A 17,381-nucleotide genomic window follows, 5' to 3' on the forward strand; every position below is an offset into this window, starting at 1 on the left:
CTATCGTTACGTCACCCAACAGTGATAGACGGAGACGACGATGACCAAGCTGAAGATGATCCTCGCCGCCGCCGCCCTGGTTGCCGCGCCTGGACTGGCCTCGGCCCAGTGCAGCTGGGGCAAGTCCGAGCAGGTGACGATGTCCTGCGCGCCGGGCACGACCTGGGACGCGACCGCCGGGGTATGCGTGCCCGAAGCGACCGGCTGAGCCAAGGCGCGACCTCGACAGAAGGCCCGGCCCCCAGGCCGGGCCTTTCCTATTTCATCGCTTGCCCCGCGACATAGACCTGGGCCACCGCCCGATCGTCCCCCATCATGATCGTCGGAAAGACCGCCTGCCACAGGTCTTCGGCCCGAGCGGCACGCTGCGCGATGGCCGGCGTCGACGCTAGGTCCAGGACCACCAGATCGGCAGCCGCTCCGGCGGCCAGCGTCCCGACCTCGTCCTCCGCATGGAGCGCGCGCGCGGATCCTTCGGTCGCGAGCCACAGCAGCTGCGCGGGATGCAGCGCCGTCCCGCCGAGCTGCGCGATCTCGTAGGCCGCCGCCATCGTCCGCAACATCGAAAAGGAGGAGCCGCCGCCGGTATCGGTGGCCAGCCCCACGCGATGCGTGCCGAAGAGCGAAGGGTCGAACAGCCCCGACCCTATGAACGTGTTCGAGGTCGGGCAGTGAACGAGGGCCGCGCCGATCTCCACCAGCCGCGCCCTCTCCCGCTCCGTCAGATGGATGGCGTGGCCGTAGAGGCCCCGCGCGCCCAGCAGGCCATGCGCCTCATAGGTGTCCAGATAGTCCCGCGCCTCGGGGTAGAGTTCGGCGACCCAGACCAGCTCATCGGTCTGCTCAGACAGATGGGTCTGCATCAGGCAGTCGGGATGCGCCGCCCAGAGCGCGCCCAGCGCCTCCAGCTGCTCCGGCGTCGAGGTCGGCGAGAAGCGCGGCGTGATCACATAGCGGGCCCGGCCCTGCCCGTGCCAGCGGGCCAGCAGCGCCGCGCTATCGTCATGGGCCGACTGCGCCGTGTCCCGGAGATCGTCCGGCGCGTTGCGATCCATGCAGGTCTTGCCCGCCCAGACCGCCATCCCCCGCGCCGCACCCGCCTCGAAGATCGCGTCCACGCTTTCGGGATGGATCGTGCAATAGCTCGCGAGCGACGTCGTCCCATTCGCCAGCATCAGGTCCAGCGTCCGCCCGGCGATCTCGGCGGCATAGGCGGGATCTCCGAACCGCGCCTCCTCCGGGAAGGTGTAGCCGTTCAACCAGTCGATCAGCCGCTTCCCCCAAGAGGCGATGATGGCCGTCTGCGGGTAATGCATATGCGCATCGACGAAGCCCGGCAGGATCAGACCCGCGCCGTGGTCGATCTCCGCCGCGCCGGGATGGGCCGCGCGCATCGCATCGACCGGGCCGTGACCAAGGATGCGCCCGCCATCCACGGCGACGGCACCCCGGCTGTCGTGCCTTGCCGTCGCTTCCGGCGGCGCCTCAAAGGGACTTCCATGAAACTTGAGCACCTGCCCCAGGATGAGCGTCGTCATCGTCTCGCCTTCCCGCTCCGACTGCCCGAAGATCGCCAGGGCGTCCGTCGCGACCGCCCCCATTCTTCCCTGCTTAAATATCCCGGGGGTCCGGGGGCTGGCCCCCGGCTCCGTCCGCTCAACACGCGCCACAGCCAGGGGATCGCCGCCGCTCTTAGCCCGGCCGCGAAATCCCCGCTACCCCTTCCGCGCCCCCCGCGTTATCAGCCGCTTGTGCAGAGCGGGAGCACGCCATGACCGATCCAGAGACCGAAATGCTGGCCGAGGAACCGGAAACGGAGGCGGAACTCGACGAGCCCCGCCTCTCCGCCATCCGGGACGCGCTGTCGGACCGCGACCGGACGGCGCTGGACGATCTACTCGAGCCGCTCCATGGCGCCGACATCGCCGACCTGCTGGAGCAGATCGACGAGGGTCAGCGGATGGTGCTGATCGAGCTCTGGTCGGGCCAGATCGACGGCGAAATCCTGTCGGAGTTGGACGAGTCGCTTCGCCAGGAGGTGCTGAGGGCGCTGCCGGCCGAGGACGTGGCCGAGGCCGTGCGGGAACTCGACACCGACGACGTGGTCGATCTGGTCGAGAACCTGGAGGACGAGGACCAGGCCGGCGCCATCCTGAAAGCGCTGGACGACATCGACCGCGTCGCGGTCGAACAGGCCCTCACCTATCCGGAATACTCCGCCGGGCGCCTGATGCAGCGCGAGGTCGTGATCGCGCCCTCGTTCTGGACGGTCGGTCAGACCATCGACCACCTGCGCTCGGCCGAGGATCTGCCACAGCAATTCTACCACGTCATCCTGGTCGATCCCCGGGTCCGGCCGGTGGGCTACGTGACGCTCGGCAAGATGTTGTCGAGCCGGCGCGACACGCCGCTGAGCGAGATCGAGGAAGAGAGCTTTCGCACCTTCGAGGTCACCGACCCGGAGGAGGACGTGGCCTACGCGTTCAACCAATACCACCTGATCTCCGCCCCCGTGGTGGATGCGGATGACCGGCTGATGGGCGTGATCACCATCGACGACGCGATCCGCATCCTCGACGAGGAAGCCGAGGAAGATATCCTCCGCCTCGCCGGCGTGGACAGCGAGGAGGCGATCTCCAACCGGACTCGCGACGTGGTCCGGCGGCGCTTTCCATGGCTGGCCGTGAACCTCGTAACGGCGATCCTGGCCTCGATCGTGATCGCGCAGTTCGATGCGGTGATCACGCAGATCGTGGCGCTGGCGGTGCTGATGCCGATCGTGGCGTCTATGGGCGGCAATGCCGGGACGCAATCGCTGACGGTCGCGGTCCGCGCGCTGGCGACGCGCGACCTGACCGGGGCCAATGTCTGGCGCGTCATCCGTCGGGAGGTGGCCGCGGGCGCGATCAACGGCGCCGCCTTTGCCGTGATCATGGGGATCGTAGGCGTCGTCTGGTTCGGCTCGCCGATGCTGGGGGTCGTGATCGCGGTGGCGATGGTGATCAACCTCGTCGTCGCCGGGCTGGCCGGAGTGGGCATCCCGGTGGTCCTGGAAAAGGTCGGCATCGACCCGGCCCTGGCCTCCGGCGCCTTCGTGACGACGGTGACGGATGTGGTGGGCTTCTTCGCCTTCCTGGGGCTCGCCGCGCTCTGGCTGCTGTGAGGGGGGCGGGGAAATCCCCGCCCTACCTCGCGTTGCCACGTAGGGCGGGGGTCTCCCCGCCGCTGGCGGTCACGCCGCCGCGTCCAGGAGGGCCTGGGCCGCGCCCCGGGCCGCGTCCGTGATGGTGTCGCCCGCCAGCATCCGTGCGATCTCGTCCACCCGATCGGCCTTGGCCACCGGAACGACCGTGGACGTGGTCACCTCGCCGGCCACCCGCTTTTCGACCCGCCAGTGATGCGCTCCGAGCGCCGCCACCTGCGGCGAGTGGGTCACGACGAGAACCTGCCCGCCCTCGGCCAGCGCCTTGAGCCGACGGCCCACCGCATCCGCCGTCGCGCCGCCGACGCCGCGGTCGATCTCGTCGAAGATCAGCGTCATGGAGCGGTCGCCCCCGGTCAGGCAGACCTTGAGCGCCAGCAGAAAGCGCGACAGCTCCCCGCCCGAGGCGATCTTGTTGAGCGGCCCGGACGGCGCGCCGGGATTGGTCGCGACCTCGAAGGCGGCGGAATCCACGCCCGTCGGGCCCGGCGTGCCCGGCTCGAGCAAGGTGGTGAAGGTGGCGCGGTCCATCTTCAGCGGGGCAAGCTCCGCCGCCATGGCGCGGTCGAGACGCGCCGCGGCCTCCTGGCGGCGCGCCGTCAACGCGGCCGCGGCGGCGTCGAACGCGGCCCGGGCGTCCGCGACAGCGGCGCGCAAGCCGCTCAGTTCGCCGCCGGACGCGTCGAGAAGGTCGAGCCGGCTGCGCAGATCGGCGGCGAAGGCGGGCAGGTCGTCGGGGGCCACGCCATGCTTGCGGGCGGCGGCGCGGATGGCGAAGAGCCGCTCCTCCGTCTCCTCCAATTCGCGCGGGTCGAAGGAGAGCCGGTCGAGGCAGGCTTCGACCCCGGCCTGCACCTCTCCCAACTCGATCATGGCCCGGCTCAGCGCATCCAGCGCCGGGCCCAGCGCATCCCCTGCCCCTTCCGCCGCGCCGTCGAGCCAGCGGGTCGCGTCCATCATCTGCCCCTCGGCGCCCTGCGGCCCGATCGCTTCGAAGGCGCGGGCGACGTCGCCCTTGATCCGCTCGGCGTTTTGCATCAGGCGGCGAGCGGAATCGAGCGCCTCGTCCTCGCCGGGCTGGGGGTCGAGTTTGTCCAACTCGTCGGTGGCGTAGCGCAGGAAGTCCTCCTCGGCGCGCGCCTCCTCGGCCTTGGCCTCCGCCTCGGCCAGGGCCTTCTGCGCGGCCGAAAGCGCGCGCCAGGCGCGGCGCACCTCGGAGGTGTCTGCCCCCGCGAAGGCGTCGAGCAGCGCCAGATGCCCCCGCACGTCCAGGAGGCCACGGTCGTCATGCTGGCCATGCAACTCCAGCAGCGTATCCGAGAGCGCGCGCAGCACCTCGCCCGTCACGCGAGTGCCATTGACCCAGGCGGTCTTGCGCCCGTCCCGGGTGTTGACCCGGCGCAGGATCAATTCGCCGTCCTCGGCCTCGATCTCGTATTCCGCCAGAACCGTCCGGGCCGGGTGCCCTTCCGGCAGCTCGAACACCGCCGTGACCTCGCCCTGCTTGGCGCCCTGCCTCACAAGCTCCGCCCGGCCGCGCCAGCCCAGCACGAAGCCCAAGCTGTCGAGCAGGATCGACTTGCCCGCTCCCGTCTCGCCGGTCAGCACGTTCAACCCGCCACCGAACTCCAGCGAGAGGCGGTCGATGATGAGCATGTCCTTGATGTCGAGCGAGCGAAGCATGGCGCATGAATTAACCCGCGCCAGCGTCCTTGGCGAGGGTCGTCAGACGCGGCGCGGTGACCGTCACGCCCAGAAGAGGTCGTCGAACTCGATCCTGGTGCCCGCGCCAAGCTCCGCCACCACTTCCAGCGTTCCATCCCGATCCCAGTCGATGGAAATCTGGCCTGTGGATTTGCGATAGGCCGCAACGCCGCTTTCGAGAAAACCGACAACCTCTGCCTCGGTCATCGCCCGGACCCGCGGATCGGCGGCGGTGTCGTCGAGCAGCAGCGCGTCGTCGAAGACCAGCCGGTCCATATCGTCGAAATCGGTGATCGTGACGCGAAGATCGTCCTCCTCCTCGATGAACGGGTCGCCCCCGATCACGAAGTAGTCCCGGCCCGCGCCCCCGGTCAGGACGTCCATCCCGCCCCATCCGATCAGAACGTTCCGCCCTTCGTTGCCGACGAGCTCGGTGTCTTCTCGCGCATAGGGGGGTTCGGCGACGAGCCACATGCTGCCAGCGCCGGGCACGGCAACGATCCGGTCGATGCCGCTCATCTGGATTTCGACGTCACCATATTGGAACACGGTGTCAAAGCCCGCATCCGTGAATATCGGCAGATGGTTTTCGGGACCGGTGCTCATGTCGTCCCGCGTGCGCGGGTTGAAGTCATCGATCCCGACGGGAAACACGTGATAGACGTCATCGCCGGGCCCACCCCACATGGACGTGCCATTTGCCCCGGAATAGAGGGTGTCGTTGCCCTCACCGCCCCAAAGGATAACGTTCGGAGTATCGCCCCGCTCCAACGACCCGATCAGGACATCGTCCCCGGGGCCGCCGATCCCTTCCCCCACCGGCGTGCCCGCATAGAGCGTATCGTTTCCGCCCAGACCGTCGGTGCCGCGCTCGCCATAGATGGCGAAGTCTTCGCCATCGAGGTTCGTATGCTGGAACGAGAGATAGTCGTCTCCCTCGGTCGGTGTGGTGGAGACGCCCGGCTCCGGGCCGGTCAGGAATGCGAGGCGCGGATCTGGGAGGCCGGAAGGAAGGGGACACATCGCAGCACTCCATTGGCAGTGTGGCATGCGCACTCAATCCTAGAACGAATTTGGGCGCGAGGACAACCGGTCTGGCCCCTCCCCCGTGTCTTGCGCCCTACAGCCAGCGAGAGACGGTCGATGATGGGCGGGGTCGCGGATATCGGCGAGGCGGAGCAGGACGCGATAATTTCCTGGGATCGGTCCCCCGGATTTCCGTATCACGCCCATCCGCGGGCAGGGGGTTTGGCATCACTCTCTGTGCTGCGCAACGTCCGGCTTTGTGACGCGTTCCGGGCGACATCGGGGTGCGGAATTGCGGAAAGGATCTCGGACTTGTCCGACAGTACGACCGAAGCGATCCGTAATCGTTGGAACCGCCAGCAAGCCCCCAACAGCCGCGTGCACCCCCGATGGTGGAAGAGCAAGGCCGTCTGGACTCATGTCAATCGGACCGCCTTTGGGATCATCCGGGATACAGGCCGTTACGAATACGACACCTGGCTCTCGCCAGTCACCTGTCAGACGCACCATACGAACGTGGCATCTCCGTCGGCTGCGGTATCGCGACGAAAGAACTCAATCTGCTGAAATCCGGGTTGGCAAAGCAGTTCGACCTCTACGACCTCACTACGGCCCGCAGGGACGAGGCGCTGCAGGATGCCGCCAAGCTCGGGCTGGAGGATAGAGTTACCTTCGGGACGAGCGATGCATTCGAGACGCAGCCGGAAGAGGTCTACAACCTTGTCTATTGGCACGCCGCACTGCACCACATGTTCGACGTCCCGGCCGCTGTAGCCTAGTCTCATAGGGCCATGCGGCCTGGCGGGGTTTTCGCCTTCAACGAGTATGTCGGCCCCGCGGCGCTTCCAATGGCCGGAAGAGGATCAAGAGATCGCGCAAATGGCCCGGCGGTCGATCCCGAAATCGACGCGCGCGCCTGCGCTGGAACAAGGCTACCGACTGAAATCGGCGATCTGGTGCCCGATCGAGGAGGAGATGATCGACCATGAACCCTCCGAATCCGTTGATAGCGAGCGGACCCTGCCCGCCATCCGCGCGCAGTTCTCGGACAGGACGATCCAACCCATTGGCGGCCTGATCTATATGATGGCGCTGGGAAACGCCGTCTCCTACGCAAAGGGCGAAAACGAGCAGCGCTGGCTGCGCGATTGGCTGCATGTCGATTGGGGGGCTCGCCATGGCCGGCAAAACCTATTTCGCCGCGGGCATCTGCCGAAAGTAGACCGGCCTCAAGGCCGGCGCAGTGGTAGCAGCCCCGCTACAGCCAGCGTCCCCGGATCGTCCGGTCATAGATCGAGCGCAGCCAACCCGTCCCTGCGGCTTCGGGTGCCAACCCCTGGCCGGTGAGCTGGCGGTAGGCGTCGTCGTAGAAGGGCGAGGACTGGAAGTTGTAGCCCAGGATCGCGCCGGCCGTCTGCGCCTCGTCGGTCAGTCCCAGGGCGAGATAGGCCTCGACCAGCCGCATCAGCGCCTCGGGCGTGTGGGTCGTGGTCTGAAACTCCTCCACGACGGCGCGGAAGCGGTTGATGGCGGCCGGGTAGTGGCCCCGCTTCAGGTAGTAGCGGCCGATCTCCATCTCCTTCGACGCGAGATGGTCGAAGGCCAGATCGAACTTGAGGATGCTGGAGCGCGCGTATTCGCTTTCGGGATAGCGCTCGATCACGGTGCGCAGCGCCGAGAGCGCCTGGAAGGTCAGGCCCTGGTCGCGGCCGACCTGGTCGATCTGGTCGTAATAGGTGAGCGCCAAGAGATACTGGGCGTAAGCCGCGTCCTCATCCGCCGGATAGAAGTCGATGAAGCGCTGCGCGGCGGCGCGGGCGTTCTCGTAGTCGCGGTCGGCATGGTAGGCGAAGGCCTGCATGATCAGGCCGCGCCGCGCCCATTCGGAGAACGGGTAGAGCCGCTCGATCTCGGCGAAAAGCTGCGCGGCGTCGTCGGGATCGCCGCGATCGAGCTCCCGCTCGGCCTGCTGGAAGATGACCTCGGGCGCGGTGTCCTCGATCGACAGCTCCTGGTCGCCACGACCGCAGGCGGCCAGCACCAGCGCGCCGCAGATGGCGATCACCGGGGCGCTTCTCAGCCTGCCCGTCCGGCTTGTCCTCATGGTCGCGTCCCTTGCCCGGTCTGCCCTGTCGGGCGTGTCGCAGGTATAGGCGGGACCGGCGGGGGTGTGAAGCATCGGGCGGAGGATCATCCGTCAGAGATGCGCGAACACATCCTTTTCCAGCCCCGCGCCGGGAAGCACGTCGCACTCCCCTTCGGAGAGGGTGCGAACCCGGTAGGCGAGCGGGTCGGCAAAGAGCGCATGCAGCAGACGGTTCGTCATCTCGTGCCCGCCGCGGATCGAGGTGAAGCGGCCCAGGATCGGCGCACCGGCCAGAGCCAGATCGCCCAGCGCGTCCAGCATCTTGTGGCGCACCGCTTCGTCCGCGTGGCGCAGGCCGCCCGGATTTACCACCCGGTCGCCATCGAACACCACGGCATTGTCGAGCGAGCCGCCCAGCGCCTTGCCGGCGGCGCGCATCGCGTCGACATCCTGCTGACGGCAGAAGGTCCGGCTGTCGCAGAGCTCGCGCACGAAGGTGCCGTTCGACAGCCGCAACACCTTGTGCTGCCGGCCGATCGCCCGGTCGGCGAAATCGATCGAGAAGTCGATTTCCAGCTCGCTCGCGGGCTCCAGAACGGCGGTCCGCTCTCCATCGGTCACCGAGACCCGGCGCAGCACCTCGATGGCGTGGACGGGCATGGCCTGGCGGCGGATGCCGGCCTTGAGAATGGCGCGCACGAATTCGGCGGCGGAGCCGTCGAGGATCGGCACCTCCGGCCCGTCGATCTCGACGATCGCGTTGAGGACGCCGCAGCCGGCCAGCGCGGCCATGACATGCTCGACCGTCGAGACGGACACCCCGGCCTCGTTGACGAGCAGCGTGCAGAGCGGCGAGGTCTGCACGAGGTTGTGACGGGCGGGGATCATGTTGTCCCCGTCGACATCGGTGCGGCGGAACCAGACCCCGTGATGGGCGCCGGCCGGATGGATCGCGATGCGGGCGGGCAGGCCGGAATGGAGACCGACGCCGCTGAGCCGGATGACGGATTTGACCGTGGTTTGCATCTGCGTCGACCTCGTCTTTTTGGCGGGAGGTCGTGGCGCCTCCTCTGTCGAGGGTCAGCTATGGCGGTGCGGTCCGCAGCACAATTCAACCATGGTTACGGACTGAAACAGGCCACCGAGGGCAGTGGCGGAAATGCGCCGATCCCAAAGATGCGCTCTAAATTTGCAGAGAAATCAACGTCACATCCGGGCACGGATGCGTGACCCGGTGCCTTGCCGGCGCCCCTTCGTGATGACGTGGGAACGGAATTACGTCAGTCCGTTGCCATCCCGAGACAGTCGAGGCGCCCGCACGTCCGGTCCGAAACGGATGACGGCGGCCCCCCGAAGGAGGCCGCCGCCCGTCGCTTTGGGTCTTTGAAGACTGCGGTCAGTTGGCCTGACGGCGCAGGAAGGCCGGGATCTCGATCCGCTCTTCTTCGGGCTCGGCGGCAGCGGCCGGGCGCTTCGGCGCCTGAGGCTCGACCGGAGCGCCATCGCCGGACCCGGTCATCCGGTTGATCAGGGAACCGATGCCGAAGCGCTGGCCGTGATGCTCGCCCGACGGCGCGGAGGGCGTGCGGGGAGCGGCAGCGCGCGGGGCGGCGGGCGCTTCGGCGCCCCGCTCGGAGCGCTCACCGCGCAGCACGGCAGCGCGCAGGCGCTCCATGGTTTCGGGCGACGGCGAGCCGGGGCGCGGGGCGGTGAAGCTCGCCGCGGGCTCGGCCGCTTGCGCCGGCTCGCTCTGCGCCGCGGCGCGATAGACGGGCGCCTCGGGCTGGGGCGACGGGCGGTGGCTGAAGAAATCCTCGACCGGGACTTCCTCTTCTTCGGCCGCCGCGGCGGCCGCGTCGAAGAAGTTCGGCTCCTCCGGTTCGGTCCGCGCGGCGACGGGCGCCGGGGCAGGCTCGGGCTCCGGCTGGCGGGCGACCGGGGCGGGCGCGGCAGGCGCTTCCACCGGGACAGCGGCCTCGGACAGGCGGCGGCGCGGGACCGGCATCTCCTGGCTGGCGGCGGCGTCGATCCCCGTGGCCACGACGGAGACGCGCATCATGCCTTCCATCTCAGGCTCAAGCGTGGAGCCGACGATGATGTTGGCGTCCTCGTCCACCTCCTGGCGGATGCGGTTCGCGGCCTCGTCCATCTCGAACAGCGTCAGGTCGTAGCCACCGGTGATGTTGATCAGCACGCCCTTGGCGCCCTTCAGCGACAGCTCGTCGAGCAGCGGGTTGGCGATGGCCTTTTCGGCGGCCTCGATGGCGCGGTCCTCGCCCTCACCCTCGCCGGTGCCCATCATGGCCTTGCCCATCTCGTCCATGACGGAACGGACGTCGGCGAAGTCCAGGTTGATCATGCCCGGACGGACCATGAGATCAGTCACGCCCTTGACGCCCTGATAGAGCACATCGTCGGCGAGCGAGAACGCCTCGGTGAAGGTCGTCCGCTCGGTCGCAAGGCGGAACAGGTTCTGATTCGGGATGATGATCAGCGTGTCGACGACCTTTTGCAGCGCCTCGACGCCGGCCTCGGCTTGGCGCATCCGCTTGGCGCCCTCGAACTGGAACGGCTTGGTGACGACTCCGACGGTTAGGATGCCTAGCTCGCGGGCGGCCTGCGCGATGATCGGCGCGGCGCCGGTGCCGGTGCCGCCGCCCATGCCGGCGGTGATGAAGCACATATGCGCGCCGTCGAGACGGGCCACGATCTCTTCGATGGATTCCTCGGCGGCAGAGGCGCCGACCTGCGGCCGCGCGCCCGCGCCCAGACCCTCGGTGACGTGCACGCCCAACTGGATGCGGGCCTGGGCCTGGTTCTGCTGGAGCGCCTGAGCGTCGGTATTGGCGACGACGAACTCAACCCCCTCCAGATCTTTCTGGATCATGTTGTTGACGGCATTCCCGCCCGCCCCTCCGACACCGAAAACGGTGATACGCGGACGGAGGTCGAGCTCGGCGGTCCCGCCGGGCATGGAGAGATTCAATGTCATCGTTGATCCACCTGTATTGATGGCCCGCCACAGGCCTCTGCTCACGTTCTCGGACGATCTCGCGTCGCCTTCTTAGCGTCACAGTTTAGCGAGGGTGTTGCCACGCGTCACCACCAAAAACGAATCGGCATGTCGACTTTTGGCAGATCAGCAACGCCGCCATCCGGCGCCGCAGCCGAGCGCCGACCGCCCTGCCCCGCCCCCCCGTGTCGGCCTTGCCAGAACGCGGGCGCGGAGCGATGCTGTCTTCGCTACATCAAGGGAGGTCTCGACATGACCGTAGAGCGAACGATCCTTCTCGTTGTCGGCGTCATTGTGCTGGCCAGTGTCCTTCTGGCGGTCACCGTCAGCATCAAATGGCTCTGGCTGACCGGCATCCTGGGCGCGCATCTGATCCAGGCATCCTTTACCGGCATCTGCCCGGTGGTGATGACGCTCAAGAAGATGGGGCTGCCGACCAAGGCCGGCTTCGCCTGATCCGCCCCATCACCAATTGTCCTTGAACCAACGCACGGCGCGGCGCAGCGGCGCGCCGTGGGTGCGGGCGGGGATGTAGTCGAAATCCCAGAATTCGTCCTGCGGCTCGGCACCCTGCATGCAGAGCCCCACACAGGCGGCGAAAGCAGGCCCCTTGGCCGCCTCGGGCAAGCCCTGAACCCTGAGCGGGCGGCCAAGACGCACCTGATTGCCCAGCACCCGCGCCGCCAGCGCGTCGAGCCCCGGGGTCTGGGACGCGCCGCCGGTCAGCACGATCCGCTGCGACGGCAGATCGCGGAAGCCAGCCGCGTCGAGACGCGCGCGCACCTCCTCCAGGATCTCCTCGACCCGGGGCCGGATGACACCGATCAGATCGGTCCGCGTGATGGTGCGGCGGTCATGGTGCCAATCGCCGGTCTCGCCCTCCAGCGCGATCTGCTCGCGGTCGTCCATGCCGGTGGCGACGACGCCGCCGTAGCGCGTCTTGATCATCTCGGCCATCTCGCGCGGGATCAGGAAGCCTTGCGAGATATCGGAGGTCACATGGTCGCCGCCCATCCGGACGGTGTCGGCGAAGACCATGTGCTTGCGCATGAAAATCGAGATGCCGGTGGTCCCGCCGCCCATGTCGATGCAGGCGGCGCCGAGTTCCTTTTCGTCCTCGACCAGCGCGCTGGTGGCCGCCGCATAGGGGGCGGAGGCCAAACCCGCCAGCTCAAGATCGCAGCGGTGAATGCAAGTGAGCAGGCTCTCGATGGCGAAGGCGTCGACCGAGAGCATGTGGACATCGGCCCGCAGGATCTCGCCGGTCTGGCCCCGGGGATCGCGGAGGGTCGTGCGGTGGTCGATGCCGAAATTGACGGGCTGGGCGTGCAGGATCTCCCGCCCCTCCCCCAGATCGGGTGCGTCGACCGAGGCCAGAACGCGGCCCACGTCGTGGACGGTGCAGGGGCCGGATTCCAGCATGACCTCGCCCGAAAGGCCCAGGCTGCCGGGCCGGCCGCCGGAGAAGCAGGCGATGACATGATCGACGCGCACCCCCGCCATCTTCTGCGCGCCCTGCACGGCGGTGCGGATCGCGCGCTCGGTCTCGGGCATGGCGTCGACCTCGCCCATGCGGATGCCGCGGGACCGCGTCGTGGTGGCGCCGATCACCCGGAAATTCGACTGGCCGGCCATATGGCCCACGCCCTCGCCCTGGGGCGTATTCTCCTCGAAGCGGAGGACGAGACAGGCCGTCTTATGCGTGCCCACGTCCAGGATCGCCACGACGCCACGTTGCAGCGCGGCCTGACGCTTGCGGCGCATCGCGCGCTGGGCTTGGAACACACGGCTCATTCGTCGTCCTTCTCATAGCTCAGCCGTTCGAGATCCTGGAGGCGCTTGAGCTCTTCGCGCGCAGGGTCGGACAGCCGGAGGGTGGGGCGGTCGCCGAGCCTGAGGTCCACGACGGTCACGTCGCGGGCCAGCAGGTCGGTCGCGGAATGCATGGCCAGCACGCGGTCGAGCGCGGCGGCGGGCGCCTCTTCGGGCAACAGGATGCGCTGGTCGCGGGTCAACACCACGTCCCAGCGGCGCGCGCCGACACGGGTCAGCCCGACCAGCCGGTCGGCCACTGGGGCGGCGGCGGCGATCAGATCCAGCGCCTGCGCGGCCTCGCGATCAGCGCCCTCGCCCGCGATCAGCGGCAGGGCTCCGGCCATGGAGATGTCGTCGAGCTGGGCCACGTGATGGCCCGTCGCATCCAGCGCGGTGATCCGGCCCTCGTGCTTCCAGGCCAAGGCCGGCTCCCGCTCCGTCACCTTGAGCAGCAGAACGCCGCCGGAGCGGATGCGCACCTCGGCGCGCTTCACCGGGTCCAGTTCTTCCAGCTTGGCACGCAGCGCGGCGGTGTCCAACTGGAACTGGGACAGCGGCAGATCGACGGGGAGCACTTCCTGGATGTCTTCCTGGAGCTGCTTGGACGCGCCCTCAATACGCAGGAGCGAGACCATGAATTCCGGCCGGTCCTGCACCGAACGGATCAGCTCCTCCCAACGGTCGACGATGGCGGTCTGGCGTGCCTCGTCGTCGATGTACCAGACCGCCGCCGCCAGAACGGCGAAGCCCGGAAAGCCCCAGCGCACCAGCCAGCGGAACATGGGCGTCAGCCACAGACGCTGCATCCGGTAGTCGAGCTTGGAGGGCGCGGGGTCCTTCACCGGTCGCATGACGCGTCCTCCACCAACCGGACGCAGAGCTGCCCGAAGGTCAGCCCCGCATGCTGCGCCTGCTCGGGACTGAGAGAGGTCGGCGTCATCCCGGGCTGGGTGTTCGTCTCCAGAAGGATCAGCCCGTCCAGGCCCCGGCTCTCGTCCCAGCGGAAATCGGTGCGGCTGATCGACCGGCAGCCCAGCGCGCGATGGGCGCGCAGCGCGTAGTCCTGGCAGGCCGTGAAGATCTCGGCGGGCAAATCGGCCGGCAGCACATGAGCGGAGCCGCCCTCGGCATATTTCGCCTCGTAGTCGTACCAGCCGTCGGTCAGAATCTCGGTGACTGTCAGCGCCTCGTCGCCCAGCACGGTGCAGGTCAGCTCGCGCCCGGGCGCGTAGGTCTCGACCATGACCTCCGCCGGCATGGTGTCGGCCAGCTTGGGCGGGCCGTTCGCCCCCTCGTGGACGATGTAGATGCCGACCGAGGAGCCCTCGGCATTCGGCTTTACGACATAGGGCGGGGTCATCGCATGGGCCGCCTGCGCGGCATCGCGGCTGACGATGATGCTGTCGACCACGGGCAGCCCGTGGGCGCGGAAGATGTCCTTCGACCGCGTCTTGTCCATGGCGGTGGCCGAGGCCAGCACGCCGGAATGCGTATAGGGCAGGCGCAGCCATTCCAGCAGCCCCTGAACGCACCCATCCTCGCCCCAGCGCCCATGCAAGGCGTTGAAGACGATATCCGGCCGTAGCTCCGCTAGGCGCTCCGGGAGATCGGCGCCCGCGTCGACTTCGAAAACGCGATAGCCTTCTCCGCGCAGCGCTTCAGCACAGCCACGGCCGGTGGAGAGCGAGACGTCGCGCTCCGAGGAGGGACCGCCCATCAGGACGGCGATTTTCGAGGATGCCCTGCCCGACATACCTGCTTTCCTGCGCCTCACCGGGTCGCTTTCTTGCGCCTCGGCTTATTGTGTTTGCCCCGTGCCCAGTGCGGGCGATCTCTGACGGACCTGATCGGGGATCGGGGCCCTCAGTCCCCGGCGGGCTCTCCGACCCGCTTGATCTCCCATATTAGCGATATTCCGCTCGTCTCGTGAACCCTCTTTCTGACGTCTTCGCCAAGTGATTCGAGATCGGCCGCCGTGGCGCCGCCCCGATTGACGAGGAAGTTCGAGTGCTTGGGCGACATGATTGCCCCACCCTTTGTCGCGCCGCGCATCCCGGCCTCATCGATGACCTTCCACGCCTTGAGCTCATGGGTGTCGTCGGCGCGGCCGGTCGAGGAGTATCCGGCGGGGTTGCGGAAGGTGCTCCCGGCGCTGCGCTCCTTGGTGGGTTGGGTCGCGTCGCGCTTGGCGATCTGCTCGGCCATGCGGGCCTCCAGGGCGGCGGGGTCGCCCGCCGGCGCGCGGAAGGTGGCGCGGGTAACGACGGCGCCGTCAGGCAGGTCCGACGACCGGTAGGCGAGGTTCAACGCCGCGGCCGGCAGCGTCAGGGTGTGACCCGCGCGACTCACTGCCTGGATTTCTACGAGGTGATCCGCCACGTAAGTTCCGTAGCACCCCGCATTCATCGCCACCGCCCCTCCGATCGACCCCGGGATCGTCCGCAGGAAGGTGAGATCCCTGCCCGCCTGCGCCGCGCGGCGCGCGACATGCGCATCGAGCGCCGCGGCCCCCGCATGAACGAGGTCGCCCTCGATCTCGATGGCGTTGAAGCCCCGCCCCAGGCGGATCACCACGGCCCGCAGGCCGCCATCCCGCACGATCAGGTTCGAGCCGACGCCCATCGGGAAGACGGGCACGGACGGGTCGAGCGCGGCGAGAAACTGCGCGAGATCGTCCCGGTCGGCGGGCTGGAAGAAGGCATCGGCGGGTCCGCCGACCCGCAACCAGGTGAGGTCGGCGAGGGGACGGTCGGTCGTCAGCGGGCCACGGGTCTCGGGATAGGAGGTCATGCCGGTGGGGATATTCAGCCTGTCGCGCCAGGACAAGCGACCGGGTCAGGCGCGCGGGCCGGAAAACCGGACGCCCTACTCCGTCGGCCGTCCGAGCCGCGCCATCACCCAGCGCCAACCATAACGCAACGGCCAACGCAGCACGCTGCCCATGACCCCGGCTCCGATCAGCGCCCAGACCCAGCCCTGGCTGACCCAGATCCAGACCAGAAGCGGTACACCCACGGCGATCAGCCCGTAGGCGGCGGGCCAGGATTGCTTGGAGGTTAGGACGACCATCAGCACCCAGGCCACGACCACCCAGAGGCAGAGCGCGACTAGGGCCACGGGATCAGCCCCCCAGCGCCTCGGGTAGGGCATTGGCCCAGGCCGAGATCGTGCCGGCGCCCAGGCAGACCACGATGTCGCCGGGCCGCGCCTGCTCCTTGACCAGCCGTGCCAGGTCGGCCTCGTCGGTGACAGCGCGGGCGTGGCGGTGGCCGGTGCGGATCAGCCCGTGCACGAGGTCGTCGCGGGACGCGCCCTCAATCGGCTCCTCGCCCGCGGGGAAGACCTCCGCGATCCCGACCACGTCCGCCTCCGAAAAGCAGCCGCAGAACTCGTCGAAGAGCGAATGCAGCCGCGAGTAGCGGTGGGGCTGATGGATGGCGATCACGCGGCTGCCTTCGGCGATGGACTGGCGGGCCGCCTTGATGACGGCTGCGATCTCCACCGGGTGGTGGCCATAATCGTCGATGATCGGAACGCCGTTCCATTCGCCCACGCGGGTGAACCGGCGGTTGACCCCGCCGAAGCGCGCGAGGCCCTCTCGGATGACGTCGTGGGGGACGCCCAGCTCCCGCGCGACCGCCACGGCCGACAGCGCGTTGGAGACATTGTGATCGCCCGGCATTGGCAGCGAGCAGCCCTCGATCACCGCGCCTTCGCCCTGCAACTGGATGTCGAAATGCGCGACCCCGGCCTCATAGCGCAGCCCCACGGCCCGCACATCCGCCTGGGCGTTGAAGCCGAAGGTCACGACGCGCCGGTCGGTGACGCGGCCGACCAGGGCGCGGACCTCGGGATGGTCGGTGCAGCAGACGGCCAGCCCGTAGAACGGGACGTTGGAGACGAAATCGGTGAAGCCCTTGCGCAGGTTCTCGATGGTCCCCCAATGCTCCATGTGCTCGGGGTCGATATTCGTCACGATGGCGATGGTCGCGGGCAGGCGGTTGAAGGTGCCGTCGCTCTCATCGGCCTCCACCACCATCCACTCCCCCTGCCCCATGCGGGCGTTCGAGTCGTAAGCATGGATGATGCCGCCATTGATCACGGTCGGGTCCATCTCGCCCGCGTCCAGCAGGGCGGCGACCATCGTCGTCGTCGTCGTCTTGCCATGCGTTCCGGCGACGGCGACATTGGACTTGAGCCGCATCAGCTCCGCCAGCATTTCGGCGCGGCGGACGACCGGCAGGCCCTGGGCGCGCGCGGCGTCCAACTCCGGGTTGCCCGGCTTGATCGCCGAGGAGATGACGATGACCTCCGCGCCCTCAAGGTTCTCGGCGGTCTGGCCGACGAAGACCTTGGCGCCCAGCTTCTCCAGCCGCTTGGTGATCTTCGACGCCTTCAGATCCGAGCCCTGGACCGTGTAGCCATGTGACAGGAGCACCTCGGCGATGCCCGACATGCCGATCCCGCCGATCCCCACGAAGTGGATCGGGCCCATCTTAGTCGGAAGCTTGGTCGCTTTCATCTGGAAGATCGCA

At 68.2% G+C, this 17,381-nt stretch carries 17 protein-coding genes; 5 read left to right on the forward strand and 12 right to left on the reverse strand.

Annotated features, from left to right (window positions below):
* The first annotated feature begins 40 nt into the window (after window positions 1–40).
* On the forward strand, window positions 41–208 hold the full coding sequence (locus tag DTQ71_RS06230) for an adenylosuccinate lyase (RefSeq protein ID WP_109563415.1): 168 nt from the start codon (window positions 41–43) through the stop codon (window positions 206–208).
* Between the two features lie 49 nt (window positions 209–257).
* Here the strand turns inward: DTQ71_RS06230 and guaD are convergent, their stop codons facing one another.
* Entirely contained in the window at window positions 258–1,538 is a 1,281-nt protein-coding gene (gene guaD / locus DTQ71_RS06235) for a guanine deaminase (RefSeq protein WP_109563766.1), read from the reverse strand.
* Window positions 1,539–1,771: 233 nt separating this feature from the next.
* Between guaD and mgtE the strand changes: the two genes are divergently transcribed.
* Window positions 1,772–3,163, forward strand: a complete 1,392-nt coding sequence (gene mgtE, locus DTQ71_RS06240) for a magnesium transporter (protein ID WP_109563416.1) — start codon at window positions 1,772–1,774, stop codon at window positions 3,161–3,163.
* Window positions 3,164–3,232: 69 nt separating this feature from the next.
* On the opposite strand, the gene recN is transcribed toward mgtE, so the two are convergent.
* Entirely contained in the window at window positions 3,233–4,885 is a 1,653-nt protein-coding gene (gene recN, locus DTQ71_RS06245; RefSeq protein WP_109563417.1) for a DNA repair protein RecN, read from the reverse strand.
* A 63-nt stretch (window positions 4,886–4,948) separates the two neighbouring features.
* Window positions 4,949–5,929, reverse strand: a complete 981-nt coding sequence (locus tag DTQ71_RS06250; protein WP_170125314.1) for a calcium-binding protein — start codon at window positions 5,927–5,929, stop codon at window positions 4,949–4,951.
* Between the two features lie 578 nt (window positions 5,930–6,507).
* Here DTQ71_RS06250 and DTQ71_RS23400 point away from each other — a divergent pair.
* Both DTQ71_RS23400 and DTQ71_RS23105 read left to right on the forward strand, forming a co-directional pair.
* A complete protein-coding gene (locus DTQ71_RS23400) occupies window positions 6,508–6,711 on the forward strand; it encodes a hypothetical protein (RefSeq protein WP_109563419.1) in 204 nt (67 codons plus the stop codon).
* Window positions 6,712–6,757: 46 nt separating this feature from the next.
* A complete protein-coding gene (locus DTQ71_RS23105; protein WP_146204807.1) occupies window positions 6,758–7,279 on the forward strand; it encodes a hypothetical protein in 522 nt (173 codons plus the stop codon).
* On the opposite strand, the gene DTQ71_RS06260 is transcribed toward DTQ71_RS23105, so the two are convergent.
* The 3 genes from DTQ71_RS06260 to ftsZ form a co-directional block, all read right to left on the reverse strand.
* Window positions 7,191–8,036: an outer membrane protein assembly factor BamD gene (locus DTQ71_RS06260; RefSeq protein ID WP_109563767.1), complete on the reverse strand. Its 846-nt coding sequence runs from the start codon at window positions 8,034–8,036 to the stop codon at window positions 7,191–7,193. The two genes, DTQ71_RS23105 and DTQ71_RS06260, sit on opposite strands and share 89 nt — an antisense overlap.
* A gap of 93 nt (window positions 8,037–8,129) precedes the next feature.
* The gene (gene lpxC / locus DTQ71_RS06265; protein WP_109563420.1) at window positions 8,130–9,044 is read right to left on the reverse strand and encodes a UDP-3-O-acyl-N-acetylglucosamine deacetylase; all 915 of its coding nucleotides are present in this window, start codon (window positions 9,042–9,044) and stop codon (window positions 8,130–8,132) included.
* A gap of 370 nt (window positions 9,045–9,414) precedes the next feature.
* Window positions 9,415–11,010: a cell division protein FtsZ gene (ftsZ, locus tag DTQ71_RS06270; protein ID WP_109563421.1), complete on the reverse strand. Its 1,596-nt coding sequence runs from the start codon at window positions 11,008–11,010 to the stop codon at window positions 9,415–9,417.
* A 273-nt stretch (window positions 11,011–11,283) separates the two neighbouring features.
* On the opposite strand from ftsZ, the gene DTQ71_RS06275 reads away from it, so the two are divergent.
* Entirely contained in the window at window positions 11,284–11,487 is a 204-nt protein-coding gene (locus tag DTQ71_RS06275; RefSeq protein ID WP_109563422.1) for a YgaP family membrane protein, read from the forward strand.
* Window positions 11,488–11,496: 9 nt separating this feature from the next.
* On the opposite strand, the gene ftsA is transcribed toward DTQ71_RS06275, so the two are convergent.
* From ftsA to murC, 6 genes are all read right to left on the reverse strand, one after another.
* Window positions 11,497–12,825, reverse strand: a complete 1,329-nt coding sequence (ftsA, locus tag DTQ71_RS06280; RefSeq protein WP_109563423.1) for a cell division protein FtsA — start codon at window positions 12,823–12,825, stop codon at window positions 11,497–11,499.
* Window positions 12,822–13,697, reverse strand: coding sequence for a cell division protein FtsQ/DivIB (locus tag DTQ71_RS06285; protein ID WP_109563424.1), 876 nt, complete (start codon window positions 13,695–13,697; stop codon window positions 12,822–12,824). The genes ftsA and DTQ71_RS06285 overlap by 4 nt, the downstream gene beginning before the upstream one ends.
* On the reverse strand, window positions 13,685–14,599 hold the full coding sequence (locus DTQ71_RS06290; RefSeq protein ID WP_109563425.1) for a D-alanine--D-alanine ligase: 915 nt from the start codon (window positions 14,597–14,599) through the stop codon (window positions 13,685–13,687). The genes DTQ71_RS06285 and DTQ71_RS06290 overlap by 13 nt, the downstream gene beginning before the upstream one ends.
* Before the next feature lie 110 nt (window positions 14,600–14,709).
* The gene (gene murB, locus DTQ71_RS06295) at window positions 14,710–15,636 is read right to left on the reverse strand and encodes a UDP-N-acetylmuramate dehydrogenase (RefSeq protein WP_109563426.1); all 927 of its coding nucleotides are present in this window, start codon (window positions 15,634–15,636) and stop codon (window positions 14,710–14,712) included.
* 75 nt (window positions 15,637–15,711) lie between these two features.
* Window positions 15,712–15,963 carry a DUF2484 family protein gene (locus DTQ71_RS06300; protein WP_170125315.1) on the reverse strand — a complete coding sequence of 84 codons (252 nt, stop codon included), beginning with the start codon at window positions 15,961–15,963 and terminating at the stop codon, window positions 15,712–15,714.
* Between the two features lie 4 nt (window positions 15,964–15,967).
* Entirely contained in the window at window positions 15,968–17,368 is a 1,401-nt protein-coding gene (gene murC, locus DTQ71_RS06305; protein WP_407066397.1) for a UDP-N-acetylmuramate--L-alanine ligase, read from the reverse strand.
* Between the last annotated feature and the right edge of the window lie 13 nt (window positions 17,369–17,381).

Source organism: Jannaschia seohaensis (assembly GCF_900116765.1).
Classification (GTDB): domain Bacteria; phylum Pseudomonadota; class Alphaproteobacteria; order Rhodobacterales; family Rhodobacteraceae; genus Jannaschia; species Jannaschia seohaensis.